Genomic DNA, 21,918 nt, shown 5'->3' on the forward strand with positions numbered 1-21,918 from the left:
CAGGGCTAAACCAGTGACCAGAAGAATGACTATTCCTCAGGCAATCCGGCTGCCCCATTTTTTTATTGTTGAAGGAGCTTTTTCATCTCCTGTTTTACAGCAAGTTTTCATTGAATTGTATTTGATATTTTATGTTGAATCAACTTGATATTTGAAAGGCCAAAAATCACGAGCAGGAAACTTAGACCTACTTCCATCATGACTAGCAACTTGGCAGGAATAGAAAGAGGCACAATGTCCCCATATCCTAGGGAAGTGAAAGTGACAACACTCAGATAGAAGTAATCAAAGAGCCTTTTCCAAGAAGACATGTTGGTATTATCACTTATCCCTTTAAATGATTGCCTGTCAAACTCTGCCAAACAGGAGAAATCTGTTGCAAATGAGAAGCTCATTAAGACTACCAGTAATGCAAAAATCAAAAGCACCTCACTGATTCCAGCAAGGCGGTTCATCAAAGCCTGCATCTTTCGGAAGGTGAAGAAGGTGAAGAAAATGACCTTGCAAAGAGCCAGTACCGGAATAAGTATAATAATCGATCGGGTGCTGTGGTCGATGTACTTCATTAATAACACATAAACCAGGAAGACTATACTAATAAACAGAATGGTTATGCTTGATTTATTTACCAATTGCCCGATGAACTTCAATAATTTCATTGCTTCAAATTTTAACTTGGATTTATCCGTAATTTTTAGTGATTATGACCACCAGCTGCTTGCTTGGCAGGGCCTCCTTCCTCAAAAACTTTTTGGCCTTTGAGATAAGTCTTTTTTACCTCACCACAGGAGAGCATGGACTCACCGAAGTAGGGGTTGAGAATCTCTTCCGTTTCACTGAGCCAAAATGCGCCCTTATTGTCAAATGCCATCGGGCAGAAATCCTTGTACACTTTGTCCTTTTCCAGTCCGAAAGATTCGGTCATCTCCAGCATATTTTCAGAAAGCATTGAGAAGTGTTGCCGCAGGCCATCCAGGCTTTCTTCAGCCTGCATCATTTTAGTTGCTTCTGAAAACTTCTGTTTCAAAGCCATCCAGTGATCGTGTGCCTGGCCTTTCAGCCCGGCCATGTCAATCTGGTCCAAAGCTGCCTCCAACTGTTCCAATGCGGATTGTGTAGCCTTTGGATCATCAGCAACCAAACCATTCTTTACTTTGAAATAAGCATCGGCCAGCGCTGTGATTTGTTCCCTGAAAGCCTGTGGTACGTCCATGGTTTTCACATCCGGACGCATGAGCATACTGTAGTTTCCGGAAAGTTGTGCAGCCGCATCGATGGCAAATACTCCATTGGTCACTATCTCTTCACCCGCTTCCAGTCCGGCTTCCACCAGCCACATTTCGCCCATACGTGGGCCAATGGTGATTTCACGCATTTCGTAGGTAGGGAATTCTGTGTCGGGTACCTTGACATATACAATGGAGCGTTTGCCCGACCAGAGCAAAGCGGTACGGGGTATGGCCAGGGATGATTGTCCTTGTCGAAGTGTGGTTTTAACCTGTGCATTGACAAACATTTCAGGCCGTAGTTCCCCACTTCTGTTATAAGCTTCTGCACGAACAGAAGCCGCCCGTGTATTTGGATTAATCACCGGGTCTATGTAAGTGACCTTTGCTGTGAATGTTTGTCCGGGGATCCCGGCAGCCGTAAAGCTTACTTCATCACCAATTTTTACAAATGGCAGATCGGATTCGTACGCATCGATCATGATCCAGACTCGGCTCAGATCGACCACATCAAACAATACTGATCCGGTACCCACATAGTCGCCCACGGCAATGTTTCGCTGGGTCACTATACCTCCTTTGTCTGCGAGAACATCAAATTGATCCCTTACTTTTCCTGTTTTTTCTATTTCATCGATTTGGTTTTCATTGAGTTTCCAAAGCCTGAGCTTCTCACGTGCAGCAGTATAAAGCTCAGGGTAGGTCTCTTTCGTGGAGGCAGCTTCCAATAATTCCTTTTGGGCTGTAACCAACTCAGGCGAATAAATGGTGGCCAATCGTTCCCCGGTTCTTACCACCTGCCCTGTGAAGTTTACAAAGAGCTGCTCTATTCGCCCGGGAAATTTTGCCGTAACGGAAGCCAACTGGCGTTCATCGGCCTTCACTTTACCGGTAAGGAAAAGCTCACCTTCAGGTGACACTCCTGTAACTCTGGAGGTATGGATATTGGCCATGGCCACCGCTTCAGGGGTCATCTCATGAATCAATGGATTCGAACTGGCTGATGACCGTTTAGTGGAAGCTGGTATCAGGTCCATTCCGCAAATGGGACATTGGCCGGGTTCCGATTGCCTGATCTGCGGGTGCATAGAACAGGTCCAAACCTCATTACCTTCATCATGGTTATGCACGGCTGCTTCCGTCTCCTGATGACCTGAAGATGGTTTTACCATCCAGCCGAGTACGCCTCCCAATGTCAGCGCTACGAGCACGATCAGTAGGAGTTTTTTATTTTTAAATATTTCTTTCATCGTTTTAACTTTTTAGATCAATTAATTCAGTTCTGTTGCTGCCAGGTTTTCCAGCATGGCAATGGTGACGTGCTGATCTACTATTGAAGTGATCAGCTTGAGTTGATAATCGAGCAATTGCTGTTGTACCCGCAGCACTTCCTCGAAATCCCGTCCGTCAGTAGCGTAGCTGGTCATCAGCAGGTTCAGAGTTTGCCTGGCCAGGTCGGTTTGCTCCCGGTACAGCTTTGTCCTTCTGGTTGCATCGTCCAAATCCCGCAAGGCGGTTGACCATCGGGTGGTCAACTGATTGACGGTGTTTTCCCTGCGCTGCTGAACGGCCAATTGTTTCAATTCCGCCTCTTTCTGTAAAGCATTGTACTTTTTCCGATAGATGGGTATAGTCAGCCTCAACATGGGCATCACCATGTCATTGCCGCCCATCGGCATTCCATTTTCTGTCCTTGGACTAAAGGGCATATAGTTGACGCCTGCCCCCAACATAGGCCTGCCTTCCAGCCGAGCCATCTTTTTCTGTGCCTCATAGGCTTCTTCCTCGGCATCCAGCATTTTCAACATGGGATTGTTGTGCGTAATGCTGTCCAGCAAAGCCTGGCGCTCCCAAGAGACTACTGATCCGCTCAATGAATCGGCTATGCTTACCACTTCATTGATATCCCGGTTAAGCAACTGATTGAATTCGGCTTTAATGGGCAGTCGGGAGTCTTCAAGCAAGGCAAGTGTGTTTTCCAGTTCCTTGATCTGAATCCTTACCCTGAGCACATCACTCATGCCTGACCCGCCCCCGTTCATTGATGAGGAAGTACCCATTGAAGAACCACCTTTTGAACTGCTTTTACCGGAAGTGCCACTGGTCATTCCACCGCTCATTCCACCCATTGACGATGCTGATGAGGTGGAGGAACCGCTGTTCATGCTTGTAGCTTGCTGCATATTGCTAGGGCCGGAACCGGTTCCTATATCTGCACTCTGAAAACGAATGAGCGCCAGCCGCTCATACTGTTTAAGAATCTCAAGGTTTTCCTCCGTAATGCGGATTTCCTCTTCTAGCCGATACAGTTGATACCAGGTGTTTTTTACCTGATAAAACAAGCGGTATTTGGCATCCTGAAACACTTCGTACTGCGCCAGTGCCATTTTGCTTGCTTCATCCTTTTGGGTTTTCAGCATGCCGAACCAGGGAAACATCTGCATCAACTGGATGTCGGCTTGCTGGTTGCCCATGAACCGCTCCATTGGTTGAAAGAAGAAACCCATGGTCAGTTCAGGATCAGGAAGTGCTCCCACCTGAGGTACTTTTTCCAAAGAGGCCAGATATTCATTGAAGTAGGCTTTTAACTCCGGGTTGTTTTCTGCTGCTACTTTCAGGTATTCATCCAGGCTTTGTGAAAAGCTTGTGGACTGAACTCCTAAAAACAACAGGAATATGATTGCTATTTTTTTCATCTTCCTCTATTTATGATTCAGTAAATACTTCGGGATTGCGTCTTAACTTGCGCTCTGCCCACCAGCAGTATAGGACTGGCACCAGCAGTACTGTAATGATCTCGATGATCATACCCCCGAATGAGGGAATGGCCATTGGGATCATGATATCCGAACCCCGGCCTGATGAAGTAAGCACCGGCAAAAGTGCTAACAAGGTGGTGGCTGTGGTCATCATGGCTGGCAATACCCGCTTTTGTCCGGCCTCCAAAACTGCGTTACGCACCTCTTTCACGCTTTCCGGTTCCCGTTTTTCGAAGCTTTGCTTCAAATAGGTGGCCACTACAACGCCATCATCTGTGGCAATCCCGAACAAGGCAATAAACCCGACCCAAACGGCCACACTCAGGTTATACACCTTCATTTGGAAAAGCTCCCGCATGTTGGTGTCGAAGACAGTAAAATCCATGAACCAGTCCTGACCGTAAAGCCAGAGCATCATAAAGCCCCCTGAAAAAGCCATCGCAATCCCCGTGAATACAAACAAGGTGGTTGAGACAGCCCGGAACTGGAAATACAGGATAAGGAAAATAGCCGCAAGACAAAGCGGAACCACTATGGCCAATCGCTTTTCAGCCCTTACTTGATTTTCATAACTTCCTGAGAATTCATAACGAACCCCGGCAGGTACAATGAGTTCGCCCGAATCAATTTTCTCGCGAAGGTGGCGTTGCGCATCTTCCACTACTGTTACCTCCGCAAATTCCGGGAGCCTGTCCAGGAGTACATACCCCACCAAAAAGCTATTTTCCCCCCTGATCATTTCGGGCCCAGGCCGGTAGGTGATGTCTGCAAGCTGCCCAAGTGGGATATAATTGCCCAGTGGCGTAGGTACTTGCATGGACTCTATGGCCGAAGGGTCATCCCTGTACTCACGGGCATAGCGGACTCTGATCGGGAAGCGTTCCCGGCCTTCCACCGTGGTGCTGATTTGCATTCCGCCAATAGCCGTTTCTATATAGTCTTGTACATCCCGGATATTGAGCCCGTAGCGGGTAATCTGATCTCGGTCAATGTCAATTTCGAGGTAGGGCTTGCCGACAATACGGTCGGCAAAAACAGCCTCTTTCTTGACAGAGGGAACTTCCTTGAGATACTTTTCCAATTGTAACCCAAATTCTTCAATGGTTTTCAGGTCTGGCCCATAAACCTTGATCCCCATGGGCGCCCGCATACCCGTTTGGAGCATTACCAGCCGGGTTTCGATCGGTTGAAGTTTGGGAGAGGAGGTTACGCCCGGAATATTGACGACACCAACAATTTCGTCCCAAATGTCATCCGGTGTTTTGATGTGATCCCGCCACTGGCGGAAATATTCTCCATCAGGATCAGGAGTGAGATGCTTTATATCTATTTGCTCAGGGGACATGGTTTCCGGGTCATAAACGTCTCCATTTTGAAGCAGAAACTGACCATCATCATTCACCCGAAAGCGTTGCTTGGTTCCATCTATATCCGAAACATATTCGCTTTTGTAGCTGATGGTATTTTCAAACATGGAGATAGGGGCCGGATCAATGGCCGTTTCCGCACGGCCGGCTTTACCGACCACCATTTCCACTTCGGGGATGGCCGTTACCATCATGTCCAGTTTTTGTAATACTTCCCGGTTCACTTCAATGCCGGAGTGTGGCATGGATGTAGGCATCAACAAGAATGAACCTTCATTGAGCGAAGGCATGAATTCTTCCCCCAAACCGGGGAAAACCTCTGATGCTGCCGTCCATCCGGAAGTTTCCCTCAGGTTCCAACCAAGTTTCTCAGTCGTATTTGGCAAAAAACCAAATACCCTGTCGAAACCCAGCCAGATATTGGCTCCTAACAGGACAATCACCACTGGCGCTATGAAGAACAAGCCTTTATTGTCCAGGCACCACATGAGTATTTTAGGGTAAAGCCTGAGGAACAAAGCGAAGGTGCCAAGCACCAGTCCGAGGATTACAGCAATAAACAGAAAATTGACAAGCAGGCTATTGGATACCCCCAAAGGTACCCATTCGGTGGTCAGTAGCCAGGCTACAGTCACTACTGTTACGCCCACCATCATCAGATCGCGGTATTTTCCCAGTCTATCAGGGTAGTGGTGCAGCAGCACGTTCACCAGCCCGAAACCAAACAGCACCCAGCCTGCCCATGACCATACGGTAAAGGCAATTACGGGCCCGGCAATTAGCAAAAGATAGTTCAGGTACAGTCCCGTTTTGCCTTTTGCCTTTTTCATGGAAAATATCCAATGCGAAAAAGCCGGCATGATGACAAGGGTAAAAATCACGGCAGACACCAGAGCAAAAGTTTTGGTGTAAGCCAGCGGCCCGAAAAGTTTGCCTTCGGCAGCTTGTAGTGTGAATACCGGCAGGAAACTGACGATGGTAGTACTAACAGCCGTGATAATGGCTGTAGCTACTTCGGTAGTGGCTTCATAAACGGTTTTTAATTTTGACTGGCCTTCGGGGGCAATTTCCAGGTGCCGGAGAATGTTTTCATTCAGGATAATCCCCAGATCGACCATGGTGCCGATGGCAATGGCAATACCGGACAGGGCTACAATGTTGGCATCTACTCCGAAGTATTTCATGAATATGAAGCACATGAGTACCGCCAGTGGCAAAAGCGCTGAAATGAGGATAGATGCCCGCAGGTTGTACACCATCACAATGATCACAATGATGGTAATCAATATTTGCAGGCTGATGGCTTCATACAAGGTACCAAGGGTTTCGTAAATCAAGCCGGTGCGATCATAGAAGGGTACTATCGTTACTTTAGAAACCGTGCCGTCTGCCAGTGTTTTGGACGGAAGTCCATCGGCTATTTTTTCAATTTCCGCTTTTGTCGCATTGATGATTTTCAAGGGGTTGTCACCGTAGCGGGCAATGACCACTCCGCCCACAGCTTCAGCTCCTGATTTGTCCAGGATGCCGCTCATGTTTCTTGGTTGGGGGCCAATGTTTACCTTGGCAACATCTTTTACCCGGATCGGGACATTGTCCGTTACTTTTACTACAGCCTTGTCCAGATCAGCCAGCTCTTCTACATAACCCAGGCCTCTTACGAAATAATCCACCCGGTTTACTTCAATGGTGTTGGCTCCCACATCGATATTGCTGTTTCTTACGGCCTGCATCACATCCATGAGGCTAACCCCATGCGCTTTCAGTGCGGCAGGGTCAACATCTACCTGGTATTCTTTGACATATCCACCCACAGAAGCCACCTCTGCCACCCCTTCCACTGCAGTGAGGGCGTAGCGTATGTAATAGTCCTGGATGGTGCGCAGTTCGTGGAGATCCCAACCTCCGGTAGGGTTTCCGTCTTTGTCCCGGCCTTCCAGCGTGTACCAATACACCTGCCCCAGGGCGGTAGCATCAGGGCCAAGTTTTGGCTGCACATCCGGTGGAAGCAAACCTGCCGGTAAAGAGTTGAGTTTTTCCAGCACCCGTGACCGGCTCCAGTAGAACTCAATGTCTTCATTAAAAATGATGTAGATGCTGGAAAAGCCAAAAGCTGAACTACTCCGCACACTTTTTACACCGGGAAGGCCCAGCAAAGCCGTGGTGAGCGGATAGGTGATCTGGTCTTCCACATCCTGTGGAGAACGTCCCATCCATTCAGTGAAAACGATTTGCTGGTTTTCGCCAATGTCCGGGATGGCATCAACCGGAACCGGGTCACGTGGGAGGAAACTTGTCTCCCAGTTAAAAGGAGCAGTGACTATGCCCCAGGCTACAATGAGTAGCAATACGAGAACGGTAACGAGCTTATTCTCGAGAAAGAATTTGATTATGGAATTGAGCATTTTTCATTCAATTTTCTTTAAAACTGGATTGACTTGAGCGCATACAAATGCATGCACTTGTGGCGCAGCATAATGCTATGCCTAGTGAAAGAATTGAATGAAAAGCTTAAATAAGGAAGGATTGAACGAGCACAGGTATGTCCCGGTCAATCAAGGGAGGGGAATAGTCTTTATAGGAATAATAGTCAACAGCAGGAGCGCTGAAAATGAACGAGACAAGTGCATAAAGCACTGCCACCATGTGAAAGTCAGGAGCAGAGATCGATGAAACCTGAGTCAATTCCTCATGCCCTTCAATGACGAGTGTATGGTTTTCACAACAACCCTTAGCGTTTATTTGCTCATGATCACATATCGAGTGGTCATTGGCTTCTTCGCACGGGATTGATTTTTTCATACTGTCACAATGCCCCGCTTCTGAGAAGATTGCAATGCTTTCAAGCTCGCCCATGCAAAAATGCATACCAAAGGTGTAGCTCGTAGAACTGAGCAGCATCAATGCTGAAAGCAGGATGGTCGATATTTTTTTTAAGCGTTGCACTTCTTTTCAATGATACTTTGCAAATGTACGAAATTTTACCTGTAGAGTTTGGTTCTTTCTGATGAAATTCAGTTTCAAACGACCGAAAGACTTGCTATTTGTCAAGCAATACATATCAAAATCGGGCAATGGTCATGATCACTGACAGCTTTGAACTTTTCAGCAGCAGTTGCCAGGTTCTGCTCCCTGCATTGGTGGGCAGGGAACAGAGCCATAGCTGCAATACACGCAGCAATTCCCTTCCATCGGTTTTAGGATCTGGTGGCAGTTTTCACATTCATAGAAAAACTGACAGGCATAATATTTCTGTTTGTTGCCTTTTGACATTTTTCGCAACCTTGACTATTTCTTTTCGGACTATAGGTTTAGTAAAATGTAAATCCCAATGACAGAAAGGCAATATCATACAAATATGGCAGCATAGGGTGCAGCCAGGAGAACCACGAAAAGGCGCCTGATACACCTGCTATGCCTGTGAGAATGGCCGGGCCCCAACAGCAAATAGAAGGGAGTGATGGCAGAAAACAGGCTTAGGCTTAATAATGTATTTTTCTTCATTGTAAATTCAAGATTTTAGAACTTCAATTATCCTGATATCCCATGTGCCGTTTAAGTGATTAGCCTTTTTATCTTTCACAAAAACTGTTGCTTTGATCTCCCCGGTGTTCAGGGATTTGACTATTTCTGAAGGTGTTTCCGGACTCACTATAAATGTTTCTCCGTTGACATTTATTTGCCATTCGCTTTCTTTCTTCACCAGTTGGCCTATTAAGGTAACTTCTGCATTTCTAGCTGAAAACCCATTACTCTTGACTTCTTCCTGGATTTTTTGCAAGGTCAGATCATTGTCGGAAGCCAATTTGAGATAAGCTTTGCCATCATTGAGACTTACTTTTACACTTTCCAGCCCATCCATTTTTTTAAGCCCACGCTCAAGTCCGTAAGCACAAGGGGCACAGTCCATCCCAAATACCTCCTGATCTACTTTGATCAACTGGGCCATTGCACTGCTTAGGCTAAAAATTGTCAATAATGCTATAATTCCTAACTTTTTCATTTTCTTCTGTTTTTTAACGTTTATAACCAGTAACTAATATTCATGGACAGCCTATATTTCTCTTTTGGTTCCTGACTTACATCCTGGTAAGCAGGGAGTAATGCCCCAAAGGATATACCCCAAGCTCCGTACAGCCCCAAAAATGATGGGCCGACCATTACTTTTTTTCCTCTCTGATCGATGGAAGACGGTTGGCCTTCAAAGGTGTTGCTTCCGGGAAACTCTGCCAAAGATTCTACAAACACCCTCCAATCGGGTTTTGGGTAATCTCCCATAAAGATGTTTGGGCGGTAGCCTACCACCAGGCTGGCATAAGGCAGATCTCCCAGTTGCTCATTGCCTTCCTCGAAATAATATTGATAACCACCACCCACCCAGGCGTACCAGGTACGGGAAGCATACCCTGTAGAGATTGCTCCATGAATGGAATTACTTACATTGATTCCTCCTCTGGTTTTCTCGGTTGGTGTCGAAACACTCAAAATAGCTGTGGACTCGAATCGCTTGCCTACACCGAATGCATTGGAAAAGAAACGGTACCAGACCGAAGCTTCAATGTCGCCATTCGCAGGCATGTTGCTATTACCCCTTGTCCTGGGCATTTCCGAAAGTCGATTGACCATGGTTGGTGTGGTGATGTTGAGTTGTAAATCCTCAGTCACTCCATATGACCAGATGTATCTAAGCATAAATGACTGATCATCTTCGGTGGCCAGGCTCATGGCAGCTGCATTAAAATCGAAACCACCTTTGGCCAGTGTAGGGGTTTGTAAACCATAAAGCGGTCCGTGTCCCTGAGCTCTTACCTGAGAAATCGCTGCAACTGCTAGTAATGTTATAAAGACTGTTCTTTTCATCGTATGTATTTTAAAGTCCTAAAAATTGTTGAATTGGGAGCAGCAGATAGGCAGAGAATAATCCAAGCAGGTAAAGGCTAAATGATATCCAAAGGATCACCTTACTCCACCTGGCTGCTGTGTCACAGGCTGTTTCCTTTCCGTATTCATCTATTTCGCAAGCCTGGTTTCTCTTTCGGCCATAAAACAGCCAGAAATTGAACCCTATCAATAGTCCCGCTCCAAGAAACGTCCACTCTTTGTATTTGCTGAGAGAAATGAGTGCCGGAAAATCTGAAACCATTCCTGCAACAACTGCCCCCATGCCTATGGCAACCAGTAGGGATGGTAGGGCACAACATAGCAAAGTGGATACCGAAGTAAACAAGGAAACTATGCTGACGAAATCGTCTTTCAGTTTTATTATTTTTTGCATAACTGATTACATTTCTTCCTGTCTACCCTTGACCAATACCTGCCTCAATCAAATCTTCTTTGGATATGCCCTGATCCCGACAGCAGTCTAGCAGCTTACCATTGACAGCTATGGCTGGTACTTTTTTGATCTGGTATTCTTTCAGCTTCGTCAGGCATGTTTTGTCTTCACACTGCTTTACCAGGTCATAGATGGTAATCTCACATTGGTCACAAGCCAGCTCTTTTGCCATATTGACTACCGGATCGCACACCGGACAATTGGCAGTGAATATTTCTACTTGTCGTTTCATTTTTTACCTCCTTTTATTATTCTTCATTTAAAATTTTGAGCTCCTTTCCGGAAAAGAACAATTCAAAGGTAGGTTTGGAGGTGGGGTGGTCTGCAAGCGTAATCTTTGAAAAAATTTTTACGTTCAAGCAGAAGGCTACTTTTCCTGGCTATTGTTCTGATCTATTCTCTGTTTAAGCTCGGAAATCTCTTTCATTTTGGATGTTAGAGCATCAAGCTCCAGATTTGGGAATTGCTGACGAATAAACTCTATTCGATCTTCATTGCCGCAATTTCCGGGGCAGGCTTCTACCGTTTCAGAGATTTTAATGGCAAGGGCTTTACGATAAGCTTCGTCAAGCAATAAATAATGAGCCTTATCCAAACCACTTTGAGCAGCTTTAAACTGAACAAGTATTTTTTCAGGTTCCTTACCTTCATCCAGCATTTTTATCAAACCCTCCACCTGACCTTTGATGCCTTGCAGGCGGGTTTTTATGTCTTTCGTTAAATCTTTTGGTAGCATATTTCAGTTTTTATAAGACTGTAATCTTCCTAGGAGTGGTTGCAAATGAAATCTCAGTTTATTTAACAACAACCCTTTCCTTCCTGGATAGGGGGGCATTTCACCGTTCCATAGCTGCAGTACACGCAACAGTCTCCTTCTTTTGGTTTTACGACCTGGTGACAGTTTTCGCATTCATAGAAATACTGACAGGCGTCAGTGGGCATTATTTCCTCTTTCTGATGCCCGCAGCGGGGGCAGGTGATGGTGGATTCTAAGATGATTTCCATTAGTTTGCTTTTTTATTGGTCACTGAATATCCGGTTGAGTTGATAGCTTTCTCAATTTCTCTAACGGATGTTTTGGACTTGTCAAACTCCACGATGGCATTCCCCTCTTCGTAGGAAGCGGTTACGTTCAGGATACCGCTGAGCTTATTTACTTCATGTTCCACATGCGCTGCGCAACCTTGGCAAGTCATGCCTTTGATTTCAAATGTGACAGTCTGTTGATCTGAAGTATCAACCACAATTACCTGCTTTTCAGTTTTCGGATAGAACAGGTGAGCGTAGAGCGGGAATGTGAGCATCAAGGCCGCAAAAACGGTCACCATGCCCAGGAGTTTTTTGGATTGCCAAAAGCTAGGTTTTATATCTTCTCCACCAGGTTCGCATGCGCAATCAATTTCATCTTTAGCCTTGGGCTTGAGCTTACGATGCCATGCAAACCCCAACACTACCACCGTGATGCTGACAAAAAAAGGACGTGCAGGATCGAGCCAGGAGAAAGCGGAAGCCAATCCTGTGGTACCGGCTATCAGTGCCAGCACCGGAGTGATGCAGCACAGGGAACTCAACAAAGCAGTCACCAGGCCACTGGTTAATAGGGAATTTCTCATGCTACCGGAATTGATTTTGAATGGCCCAACAAATCGAGCACTGACGAAATAATTCGCTGACTTTGCTCTTCTACTGAATAGAAGATGGTTTGTCCCGACTTTTTGGTCGTGACGATTCCTGCATCTTTGAGCTTTTTCAAATGTTGGGAAACAGCCGGAACAGTCATCCCCAGGATGTCAGACAAGTCGCATGGACAGAGTTCATTTTCTTGTTTCAGGAGATACAGGATCTTGAGCCGTACTGCATTACCGGCAAGATTCAATACTTCTGATACCTCCAAAAAGCCTTCTTCTTTGCTCTTCAAGTCTTCCCTGCACCTATTTATCTGGTCGCTATCGGCAAAGACACGGATACATGTATTCATAGTATTTAAGTAAATGCTTAACAAAGCTAAGGCAATTTACCTATTTAAGCAAGTACTTAAATACAAAGGGCTACTTCGCCCTTCTCATCAATTTTGGAGCGGCCAGTTTCTCTCTTAGATTCTGCATGTCCTCGCTTACTTTCTTCTCCACCACTTTAGCATAAACCTGGGTGGTCGTAATCTTGGAGTGACCGAGCATCTTGCTTACCGTCTCCAACGGCACACCATTGCAAAGGGTAACTGTGGTGGCAAAAGTATGCCTGGCCAGGTGAAAGGTGAGGTTCTTTTCTATACCACACACATCAGCAATCTCCTTTAAGTACGAGTTAAGCTTTTGATTGGAGATCATAGGGAACACGGATCCTTTCTGCAATGCCCTTGGATGGGTTTTGTATTTCTCTATTATTTCCCAGGCTTTGGGAAGGATAGGAACCCTTACCGGCTGGTCGGTCTTCTGGCGGCAGGTAGATAACCAGTATTCCCCATCAATGCCAATGGTAATATTGGATGGGGTAAGGTTCATAGCATCGATGTAGGCCAGTCCGGTATAGCAACTGAACACAAACAAATCTCTTACCCACTGCAGGCGGACAATTTTGAAGTCCTTGTTCTCTACGGCCTCCAGCTCTTCATCATTGAGGAAATCCCGATCCACCCGATGGAATTTGAGCTGGTACTTGTCAAATGGATCCCTGCTTACCCATTCCATTTTCACGGCCATTGTCACCATCTTCCGGAACCTCTCCAGATGCTTCATCACTCCATTGTTGCCAAGCGGCTTCTGGTGGTCTTTGGGTTTATAGTTTCGGAGGTAGAATTCAAAATCGGTGATGAATTTATAAGACAGTTCCGAAAGGAACATGTCGGTAGTACCAAAGCGCTCTTTCAAAAATCGATGGATATACTTCTGAGTGGTGAAGTAGTTTTTCATCGTGCCCCACGCCAGTGTATCCCGCATTGTCTGGTTGTGATAATCCACCAGCTTGCATAAGGTGAAGTCCTTTTGGTCTGTACCCAGGAACATGCTTTTGATGGCATCTACAGTGATCAATCGCTTTTGTACCTGCATCTCCTGATAGCATTCCATGATACGGGCCTGAACCTCATCCAAATAATGATTGAGCGATTTGATTTCTTCCCGGCTGCCCTTGGCCATGCCTTTGCTGCCATTCCAGTCGCTTGGTTTGATCCAGCGCTTCAATGATATTTCTACCCTGCGGCCATCAACGGTGACCCTGGCATAGATTGGGAGTAGGCCATCTTTGGCCTTGTTCGTTCTTGTGATGAACTGAACTCCGAAGGTGTTTGTAGTTCTCATGACAATTCAGCTTTTGAGTGTTTGTGTTAAAATGATTCCTCTCGTGGTGAACTGCTTCCACAAGGTCACTCAAACAGACCTAAAACAGTTCAAATTATGCGATGCAACTATCTGTTTTACAGCTATTTGCATCAATCTGGTGAACTAAAATAAACCATTCATTTGGTTCACCGGATAGGTCTCATTTTTGCTGAAATTGTCTAAATCGAACTGATACGTAAAAAATAAAAAAGCCCGCAAATCGTAAGATTTGCAGGCTTTTGGGTTCTGATGAACCTTTGTAGTCGGGGTGGCAGGATTCGAACCAGCGACCCCTTGCACCCCATGCAAGTACGCTACCGGACTGCGCCACACCCCGATCAATAAAACTGCCTGATTAATTCCGGTATCAGAGAGTCTTTACTCTCATCCAACAAGCAGTACGGAGGACTGCCTGCCTGCCGAAGCGTAGCCCAGGCAGGCGCCACACCCCGATTAGTCTTCGTGGAAACCCTTAGCTTCCAACGAGGATGCAAGTTTAACAATTAGATTTTGAATTGGTCAAACGGAAACCACTTTTTCGTGCTTTCCTTTCTTTAAAATTTTAGCCAACACGTAAATTCCCCCAAGCATTACATAAAACCCACCAAACCAGGCAAAGGTGTTATCTACATGGCCGCAGCAATGAATATAGTCGTACAACAGAGTGCCGAAGTAGGGTAGGCTGGTAAATAAAAATAGGGGAATAGCCAGTTTGTAGCCCGGTTGCGCTTCTAGTTGATGTCTCTCTTCCACTTTCTCAAAAAATTCCAAAGAGGCATACGCGCTGAAGAACGTGGCGGTTTCAAATTTTGATGAACGGCAGCGGGCTTCGGACTTTAGACCTGAAGCGCTCTCTGACTTGGGTTTTGCAGAATAACATTTCCTTAACCAATATTGCTAATGAACTGCGTAACTTGGGCATTACTAGTCTTACCTGTATTCTATGTTTTATAAAAAGACCGTCTTCTTTCTGTTTTCATTTTTCTTAGCACAAAGTGCTTTTTCGCAACAACTAGATATTCAGGGGCATAGGGGTGCGAGAGGGCTGTTGCCTGAAAACACCATTCCCGCCTTTATCAGAGCTTTAGAAGAAGGGGTAACCACGCTGGAGCTGGATGTGGTGATTACCAAAGACAAACAAGTGGTGATTTCGCATGAGCCCTACATGTCGGCCGATATCTGCTCCAAACCCAATGGAGAGGCGGTGAGCAAATCGGAGGCTCATGAGCTGAATATTTATCGAATGACCTATGAAGAAGTGGCTTCGTTTGACTGCGGTAGCCGTGGTAATGCCAGATTCCCTCAACAGGAACAAATGAAGGTAGCCAAGCCGCTGCTTCGCGAAATGATTCGCACCGTGGAAAACTATCTGAAGAAAAACAATCTGCCCCCTGTAATGTATAACATAGAACTAAAGAGCAGCCCCAAAGGTGATGGCATTAGCCACCCTCAGGTATCTGAATTTGCCGATTTAGTGCAGCAGGTTATTGCTCAAGAATTGCCTGAGAGCAGGTATACCATTCAGTGTTTTGATTTTAGGGTGCTGAAGTACTACCATGAAAAATACCCTCAGGTAACCTTGGTGGCCTTAGTTTCGAATGCCCGAAGGGTAGAGGCCACGGTTGAAACACTTGGATTTACCCCGGCCATATATAGTCCCAACCATACATTCTTGAGGAAAAAGGATGTGGAACTAAGCCATAGCTTAGGAATGAAAGTGGTGCCATGGACTGTAAACGACAGGGAGCGTATGGAAAAATTAGTGGAGTGGGGGGTAGATGGTATTATTACCGATTATCCGGATAGAGCAAAAGGGCTGTAGGCATTTTAAAGTTGTTTGAAAACGCTAACAAAGAGATTTAACCAGCTTACTTTGAGTGACTTAGTTTTTGTTCAGTGTGCAATGTACCTGAGCAAGTACACATAAAACCTTTCATCCTCATTTTATCGTAAGGTATAAGTCTTTATTTTTGGCGACCTTGAGAGATGAAGCTGGTAGAAGTCAACGATAAGTCCACTGAAAAACAATTTCTTTTACTGCCAGTAAGGCTGTATAAGCACGAGAAAAATTGGATTCGTCCGCTAGACAAGGACATCAAGGCTGTATTCGATCCGGCCAAGAACAAAAACTACAAGCAAGGTGAGGCCATTCGGTGGATACTCCTCAACGATAGTAATGAAGTAATTGGCCGAATAGCGGCCTTCTACATTAAAAAAGTGGCACAAGCCCAGGAACAACCTACCGGTGGAGTGGGCTTTTTTGAGTGTATAAACAGTCGGGAGGCAGCTTTTGCCTTGTTCGATGCTTCCAAAAAATGGTTGGAAGAACGAGGTATGGAAGCTATGGATGGCCCCATAAACTTTGGAGATCGAAACAATTGGTGGGGCTTGCTGGTCGATGGTTTTCATGAGCCCAACTATCAAATGCCCTATCATTTACCTTATTACAAAGACCTCTTTGAGGCCTATGGGTTTAAAGAATACTTCAAGCAGTTTACCTATCGAAGACCCATGGGCAGCGAGGTAGATTTTACTCCACGCTTCTACGAAAAAGCGCAGAAAACACTCAACGACCCCGACTACGAGTTTCGTCACATTACCAAAAAGGAATACGATGTAGCCCACGAATACTTTTACGAGGTCTACAACAAAGCCTGGGCCGGCCATAGCGGTGTTAAACCCATGTCTATGCAACAGGCAAAAGCCACATTTAAAATGCTTAAACCCATTGCGGATATCAAGCTGCTATGGTTTGGTTTTCACAAGGGTAGTCCCATTGCATTCTTTATTTCAATTCCCGAGCTCAATCAAATCTATAAATATCTGAATGGGCAGTGGAATTTATGGAGTAAGCTCAAGTTTATGTACCTTCTCAAAAGAGGCGTATGCAAAACAGGCTTGGGTATTGTGTTTGGAGTAGTGCCTGAGCATCAAAAGAAAGGAGTAGAGGGAGGCTTGGTAATTTCATTTGTGAAGAAAATGGCCTGGAAAGACGGTTTTCACTACAACGATATTGAAATGAACTGGATCGGAGACTTTAACCCGAAAATGATGCGCGTGGTGGAGCAAATAGGTGGTGAAATTCACAAAACCCACATTACCTATCGCAAGCTTTTCGACCCCAACAAAGAGTTTAAACGAGCAGCAATTATCCTATAACCTGTTATGAGCAAAAAATACGATGTATATGGATTGGGCAATGCCCTGGTCGATTTAGAGTTTCAAGTGAACGACCAGTTTCTTTATGATCACAAAGTAAAGAAAGGATTAATGACGCTAGTCGATGAAGCCACTCAATTCAGGTTGATAAATGCCATTAACCAGAACGATTTGGTGAGAAAGTCTGGCGGATCGGCAGCCAATTCTGTGATAGCTGTGAGTCAGTTTGGAGGTTCTTCTTTCTACTCCTGCAAGGTATCGAACGATGAGTATGGCGATTTTTATCTCAAAGACATGAACGATGCCGGGGTAGACACCAACCTGGACGGAAAATCCAGAGATGAAGGAGTTACCGGAAAGTGCCTGGTAATGATTACCCCCGATGCTGAGCGAACCATGAATACCTTCTTAGGTGCTACCACCAACCTTTCAGTAAAGGAGGTAGACGAAAGAGCCATAAAAGACTCTAAATACATTTATCTGGAAGGTTACCTCACGCCTTCCAACTCAGGAGTAGAAGCCATGAAACTGGCTAAGAAAATTGCCGAAGAAAATGGAGTAAAAACCTCCCTTACCCTTTCAGACCCTTCTATTGTTCAGGCTTTCAAAGCCCAGTTCGAAGATGTTATTGGTCCATCGGTCGATATGCTTTTCTGCAATGAAGATGAAGCCATGACTTTTACCGGTAAAGATAATCTTCAGGAAGCTCGGGAAGCCCTCAAGAAAGAGGCCCGTCAGTTTGCCATAACCATGGGTAAAAATGGAGCTATGATTTTCGATGGCGATACTTTCATAGATATAGAGCCATATGCCGTAAAGGCTGTAGATACCAACGGAGCGGGAGATATGTTTGCCGGAGCATTTTTATACGGCATTACCAACGGAATGACCATGGCTGCGGCCGGAAAACTGGCCAGCCTGGCCAGCTCAAAAGTGGTTTCTCAGTTTGGTCCACGGCTCAAAACCCATGAAGTGCAACGACTACTTCACGATTTAAAATAGAGATAAATCAGAGAGGAGAAGCGATTAGAATTTACCAAGCCCCTCAGTTGCATACTGAGGGGCTTTTTTGTGATGCAGATAAGGCTCTCCAGTATAAAAAAATAATCACCCGGTAACCTTCAGGCGGCATTTGGTTTGAGCTTTATAAGCCAGAACCGGAAACTGTAGAAATGTGCCTCGATTGCATCTGGACTATAATCCGTTCATCCAAAGCCAAATCCTTTAAACATTTCACTTGCTCTTGGCAGTTTTCTGCTTGTTTACTTAGTTTGTAGTTAAACTGAAATAGAAATATGATGAGAAAAATTAGCCTTCTTCTTACACTCAGTTTAGTGCTGTCAGTGGCGATGGCTCAGAACATTGAGTTTGAAGAATACGATCTGGACAACGGATTGCACGTTATCCTGCATCAAGACAATACCACACCTATAGTTACGGTGGCGGTGTTGTATCATGTAGGTTCAAAAAATGAACCTCCCGGCCGAACCGGTTTTGCCCACTTCTTTGAGCACCTAATGTTCGAAGGTTCACCCAATATTGGCAGGGGCGAATACTTTAAAATTATTCAGGCGGCAGGAGGAACACTTAATGCCAATACCTCTAACGACCGCACCTACTACTATCAGACCCTGCCTTCTAATCAGTTGGAACTTGGATTGTACATGGAGTCAGAGCGAATGCTGCATGCCGTAATCGACTCTACCGGAATTGCCACTCAGAAGGAGGTGGTGAAGGAAGAGAAAAGGCTGAGGGTAGATAACCAACCCTACGGATCTATTTTGGATAAAATGCTTGCCAATGCCTACAAGGGAACCAACTACGAATGGGCTCCCATTGGTAGTTTTGCAGATATAGATGCAGCAACCGAAGCAGACTTTGTAGACTTTTACGAGACCTTTTATGTACCCAATAATGCTACGCTCTCTATAGCTGGCGATATAGATATAGCCCAGACCAAAAAACTGGTAGAGGCCTATTTTGGAGAAATAAAGAGAGGAACCAAAGAGATTCCCCGCCCAACCATTGATGCTCCTGAACTGGACGGTACCGTAGAAGAAACCGTGTTCGACAATATTCAGGTGCCCGCTGTTATTCAGGGATATAGAATGCCTCCGCAAGGAACGGATGATTACTATGCCCTGCAACTGCTTACTCAGTTATTGTCTGGTGGTCAGAGTTCCAGATTCCAGAAAACCCTTGTCGATGAGAAGGGTATGGCATTGGCCGTACAGGCTATTCCGCTGGGTCTTGAAGACGGAGGACTGTTTATAAACTTTGCTCTTCCTAACGGAGGCTATAGTACCGAAGATCTGGCTGCTGAAATTGATAAACTGGTAGAAGAGGTTAAGAATCAACCGGTACCGGAAAGGGAGTTTCAGAAACTAAAAAACCAAATAGAGAACAACTTTATATCGGGTTATGGCTCGGTACAGTCCATAGCTGAAAGTCTGGCAGACTACCACGTATATTTTGGAGATGCCAACCTCATCAACACCGAAATTGAACGCTACAGAAAAGTAAGCAGGGAAGACCTGATGAAAGTAGCGAAAAAGTATCTGGTGCCGGAAAATAAAATAGTGCTTACCTACAGGCCCAAGTCAGAACAACAAAAACCAGGAGATACCAAGCTTAAGAAGGAAGGAGGAAACAGATAATGAAAAGGTTATTCACTTTAGCGCTTATGTGTCTGTCTTTGGCAGTCACAGCGCAAATAGACAGAACCAAACTACCAGAACCGGCTCCGGCCCGTGAAATAGAAATTGGCGACTACGAGAAGTTCAAGCTCAAAAATGGTTTAACCGTTATTGTGGTTGAAAATGACAAACTACCTACTCTAAGCTGGACCCTAACCTTTGATGCCGGGGTAATTACTGAAGGCGATAAGGCAGGTTATACCGGTATTTTTGGTCAGGTGATGGAGGCCGGAACCAAGAGCAAATCGAAGGAAGAGCTCAACGAGGAGATCGATTTTATGGGAGCTTCGTTTAACGTGGGAGCCACTTCAATGAGTGCTTTCTCACTTTCTAAGTACAAAGAAGACATCCTGAAAATATTTACCGATGTACTGTACAATCCTGCATTCCCTGAAGATGAATTTGAGCGAGCCATAGAGCAAACACTCACCAGTCTTAAGCAGGCGCAAGATAGTCCCGATGCCATTGCGTCCAGCATTGAAGGGGTGGTGAACTATGGTAAAGATCACCCTTTTGGTGAACTGACTACCGAAGAAACAGTAAACAATATTGAGCTTCAGGATCTTAAAAACCATTATGCCAGGTATTTTAAGCCCAACATAGCCTATCTCATTGTGGTGGGCGATATAAAAAAGAGCGAAGCCCAGAAGTTGGTAAAAAAGTACTTTGAAAACTGGAAGCAAGGCAAGGTAGAAAAGGAGGCCTTTGAGCAACCTAAGTCGGTAACTCAAACCTCAATTGCTTTTGTAGACCGTCCATCTTCGGTACAATCGGTGATCAATATCTCATATCCAATAGATAATAAGCCGGGTTCGGAAGATGCGGTTAAATTGTCGCTTCTTAATCAAATTTTAGGAGGTGGAGGTCTTTCAACCCGTCTGAATATGAACCTGAGAGAAGATAAAGGATATACTTATGGAGCCTATTCCAGTATTGGGTCAAGCCGCTATAGCGCCACCTTCAATGCTTCGGCCAGTGTAAGAAATGAGGTTACCGACAGTGCCTTGAACCAATTTATCTACGAGCTCAACAAAATAGCGTCAGAGCTGGTAACCGATGAGGAGTTGGAGCTGGCCAAAAACTCCGCAAAGGGTTCCTTTGCCCGGTCGCTGGAGAGTAGAGGCACGGTAGCCAACTTTGCTCTGAGTGCAGAACTCAATAACCTTCCGGACGATTACTATGCCACCTACCTGAAAAGAGTAGATGCAGTAACTAAAGAAGATATTCTGGAAGTGGCCAAGCGCTATATAAGACCCGACAAAGCCAATATTATTGTGGTAGGCAAAGCAGAAGAAGTAGCCGAAAAGCTTAAACCGTTTGGCCCAATTACTTACTACGATGCTTTTGGCAATATAGTCGATGATCCTACTAAGGTGGTTATCGATGCCAATGTCTCTGTAGAATCAGTTCTTGCCAATTATGTGAAAGCGATAGGTGGAAAAGCAGCTCTGGATAAGGTAGAGACATTGGAATATAAAGCCAACGCTACATTGAGCATGGGCGGGCAGTCTATGGATATAACCAGAACGGTTTATCAGAAAGCACCCGATAAGTTTGTAGATGTAACCGCTGCCCCAATGATGGGTGAGCAAAAACAAATTTATAATTCCGGTGAAGGCAAGATTGTAGTTGGTGGTCAAACCATGCCTGTTACCGGACCTCAGTTGGGGGCCTTAAAATACTCTGCCATACTCTTTGCCGAACGATTCTATGACAAAATAGGCTTTGAAGCAGAATACAAGGGTATTAAGAAAGTGGAAGGCAAAGATGCTCATCGTATCGATGTATCGGTTGACGGCTTCACTGTAATTGAATATTACGATACCACCTCGGGTCTTAAAATTCAGACCGACATGGGAGCCCAGGGCGGTACTGTTAGTTATACTGATTACACTAGCTACGAAGGCATAATGCTGCCCAAAAAGATTATTGTCAAGTCTCCTCAATTGCCGGTGGCTCTGGAGTTTGTAACCCAGGAAGTGAAAATTAATAAAGGAATAGACGACAGCCGATTTAACTAGCCGTCTGTCCTAAGATTCTGAATCCAACTGCTTCGGTT

General features: G+C 45.3%; 20 protein-coding genes, 1 tRNA gene and 1 pseudogene. 5 read left to right on the forward strand and 17 right to left on the reverse strand.

From position 1 onward, the window contains the following. Window positions 1–107: 107 nt before the first annotated feature. The 17 genes and pseudogenes from B3O12_RS00945 to B3O12_RS01025 all read right to left on the reverse strand — a co-directional run bounded on the left by B3O12_RS00945 (window position 108) and on the right by B3O12_RS01025 (window position 14,757). Window positions 108–566: a potassium channel family protein gene (locus tag B3O12_RS00945; protein WP_286754969.1), complete on the reverse strand. Its 459-nt coding sequence runs from the start codon at window positions 564–566 to the stop codon at window positions 108–110. Window positions 567–694: 128 nt separating this feature from the next. Further along, window positions 695–2,476: an efflux RND transporter periplasmic adaptor subunit gene (locus B3O12_RS00950; RefSeq protein WP_286754970.1), complete on the reverse strand. Its 1,782-nt coding sequence runs from the start codon at window positions 2,474–2,476 to the stop codon at window positions 695–697. Window positions 2,477–2,497: 21 nt separating this feature from the next. Further along, a complete protein-coding gene (locus B3O12_RS00955; protein WP_286754971.1) occupies window positions 2,498–3,922 on the reverse strand; it encodes a TolC family protein in 1,425 nt (474 codons plus the stop codon). Window positions 3,923–3,932: 10 nt separating this feature from the next. Continuing rightward, window positions 3,933–7,757: an efflux RND transporter permease subunit gene (locus B3O12_RS00960; RefSeq protein WP_286754972.1), complete on the reverse strand. Its 3,825-nt coding sequence runs from the start codon at window positions 7,755–7,757 to the stop codon at window positions 3,933–3,935. A gap of 106 nt (window positions 7,758–7,863) precedes the next feature. Next, entirely contained in the window at window positions 7,864–8,298 is a 435-nt protein-coding gene (locus B3O12_RS00965; protein WP_286754973.1) for an HYC_CC_PP family protein, read from the reverse strand. A gap of 159 nt (window positions 8,299–8,457) precedes the next feature. Next, window positions 8,458–8,595, reverse strand: a pseudogene (locus B3O12_RS00970) (GDCCVxC domain-containing (seleno)protein); the annotation flags it as partial. A 268-nt stretch (window positions 8,596–8,863) separates the two neighbouring features. Next, a complete protein-coding gene (locus B3O12_RS00975; RefSeq protein ID WP_286754974.1) occupies window positions 8,864–9,355 on the reverse strand; it encodes a heavy-metal-associated domain-containing protein in 492 nt (163 codons plus the stop codon). Between the two features lie 20 nt (window positions 9,356–9,375). Further along, the gene (locus B3O12_RS00980) at window positions 9,376–10,212 is read right to left on the reverse strand and encodes a hypothetical protein (protein WP_286754975.1); all 837 of its coding nucleotides are present in this window, start codon (window positions 10,210–10,212) and stop codon (window positions 9,376–9,378) included. A 10-nt stretch (window positions 10,213–10,222) separates the two neighbouring features. After that, on the reverse strand, window positions 10,223–10,627 hold the full coding sequence (locus B3O12_RS00985; RefSeq protein ID WP_286754976.1) for a hypothetical protein: 405 nt from the start codon (window positions 10,625–10,627) through the stop codon (window positions 10,223–10,225). 22 nt (window positions 10,628–10,649) lie between these two features. Continuing rightward, complete coding sequence (locus tag B3O12_RS00990) at window positions 10,650–10,919, reverse strand: thioredoxin family protein (protein WP_286754977.1); 270 nt, start codon at window positions 10,917–10,919, stop codon at window positions 10,650–10,652. A 135-nt stretch (window positions 10,920–11,054) separates the two neighbouring features. After that, window positions 11,055–11,423, reverse strand: a complete 369-nt coding sequence (locus B3O12_RS00995; RefSeq protein ID WP_286754978.1) for a metal-sensitive transcriptional regulator — start codon at window positions 11,421–11,423, stop codon at window positions 11,055–11,057. 62 nt (window positions 11,424–11,485) lie between these two features. Further along, window positions 11,486–11,692 carry a GDCCVxC domain-containing (seleno)protein gene (locus B3O12_RS01000; protein WP_286754979.1) on the reverse strand — a complete coding sequence of 69 codons (207 nt, stop codon included), beginning with the start codon at window positions 11,690–11,692 and terminating at the stop codon, window positions 11,486–11,488. Beyond that, the gene (merTP, locus tag B3O12_RS01005; protein ID WP_286754980.1) at window positions 11,692–12,300 is read right to left on the reverse strand and encodes a mercuric transport protein MerTP; all 609 of its coding nucleotides are present in this window, start codon (window positions 12,298–12,300) and stop codon (window positions 11,692–11,694) included. The genes B3O12_RS01000 and merTP overlap by 1 nt, the downstream gene beginning before the upstream one ends. After that, the gene (locus B3O12_RS01010; protein WP_286754981.1) at window positions 12,297–12,665 is read right to left on the reverse strand and encodes an ArsR/SmtB family transcription factor; all 369 of its coding nucleotides are present in this window, start codon (window positions 12,663–12,665) and stop codon (window positions 12,297–12,299) included. The genes merTP and B3O12_RS01010 overlap by 4 nt, the downstream gene beginning before the upstream one ends. Before the next feature lie 70 nt (window positions 12,666–12,735). Continuing rightward, entirely contained in the window at window positions 12,736–13,983 is a 1,248-nt protein-coding gene (locus B3O12_RS01015; RefSeq protein WP_286754982.1) for a site-specific integrase, read from the reverse strand. Window positions 13,984–14,267: 284 nt separating this feature from the next. Further along, a tRNA-Pro gene (locus B3O12_RS01020) sits at window positions 14,268–14,341 on the reverse strand. 182 nt (window positions 14,342–14,523) lie between these two features. Beyond that, complete coding sequence (locus tag B3O12_RS01025; protein ID WP_189631740.1) at window positions 14,524–14,757, reverse strand: hypothetical protein; 234 nt, start codon at window positions 14,755–14,757, stop codon at window positions 14,524–14,526. Between the two features lie 190 nt (window positions 14,758–14,947). Here B3O12_RS01025 and B3O12_RS01030 point away from each other — a divergent pair, with 190 nt between their 5' ends. The 5 genes from B3O12_RS01030 (at window position 14,948) to B3O12_RS01050 (ending at window position 21,880) form a co-directional block, all read left to right on the forward strand. Beyond that, on the forward strand, window positions 14,948–15,826 hold the full coding sequence (locus B3O12_RS01030; protein ID WP_286754983.1) for a glycerophosphodiester phosphodiesterase: 879 nt from the start codon (window positions 14,948–14,950) through the stop codon (window positions 15,824–15,826). A gap of 164 nt (window positions 15,827–15,990) precedes the next feature. After that, window positions 15,991–17,163, forward strand: coding sequence for a hypothetical protein (locus tag B3O12_RS01035; protein ID WP_286754984.1), 1,173 nt, complete (start codon window positions 15,991–15,993; stop codon window positions 17,161–17,163). A 6-nt stretch (window positions 17,164–17,169) separates the two neighbouring features. Beyond that, on the forward strand, window positions 17,170–18,165 hold the full coding sequence (locus B3O12_RS01040; protein WP_189631743.1) for an adenosine kinase: 996 nt from the start codon (window positions 17,170–17,172) through the stop codon (window positions 18,163–18,165). Window positions 18,166–18,458: 293 nt separating this feature from the next. Continuing rightward, window positions 18,459–19,820 (forward strand): pitrilysin family protein, encoded by a 1,362-nt coding sequence (locus B3O12_RS01045; protein WP_348655503.1) that lies wholly within the window; start codon window positions 18,459–18,461, stop codon window positions 19,818–19,820. Beyond that, entirely contained in the window at window positions 19,820–21,880 is a 2,061-nt protein-coding gene (locus B3O12_RS01050; RefSeq protein WP_286754985.1) for a M16 family metallopeptidase, read from the forward strand. Before B3O12_RS01045 ends, B3O12_RS01050 begins: the two co-directional genes overlap by 1 nt. The last annotated feature ends 38 nt before the right edge of the window (window positions 21,881–21,918 follow it).

The sequence above is a fragment of the Roseivirga sp. UBA838 genome (assembly GCF_002296035.1).
Classification (GTDB): domain Bacteria; phylum Bacteroidota; class Bacteroidia; order Cytophagales; family Cyclobacteriaceae; genus Roseivirga; species Roseivirga thermotolerans.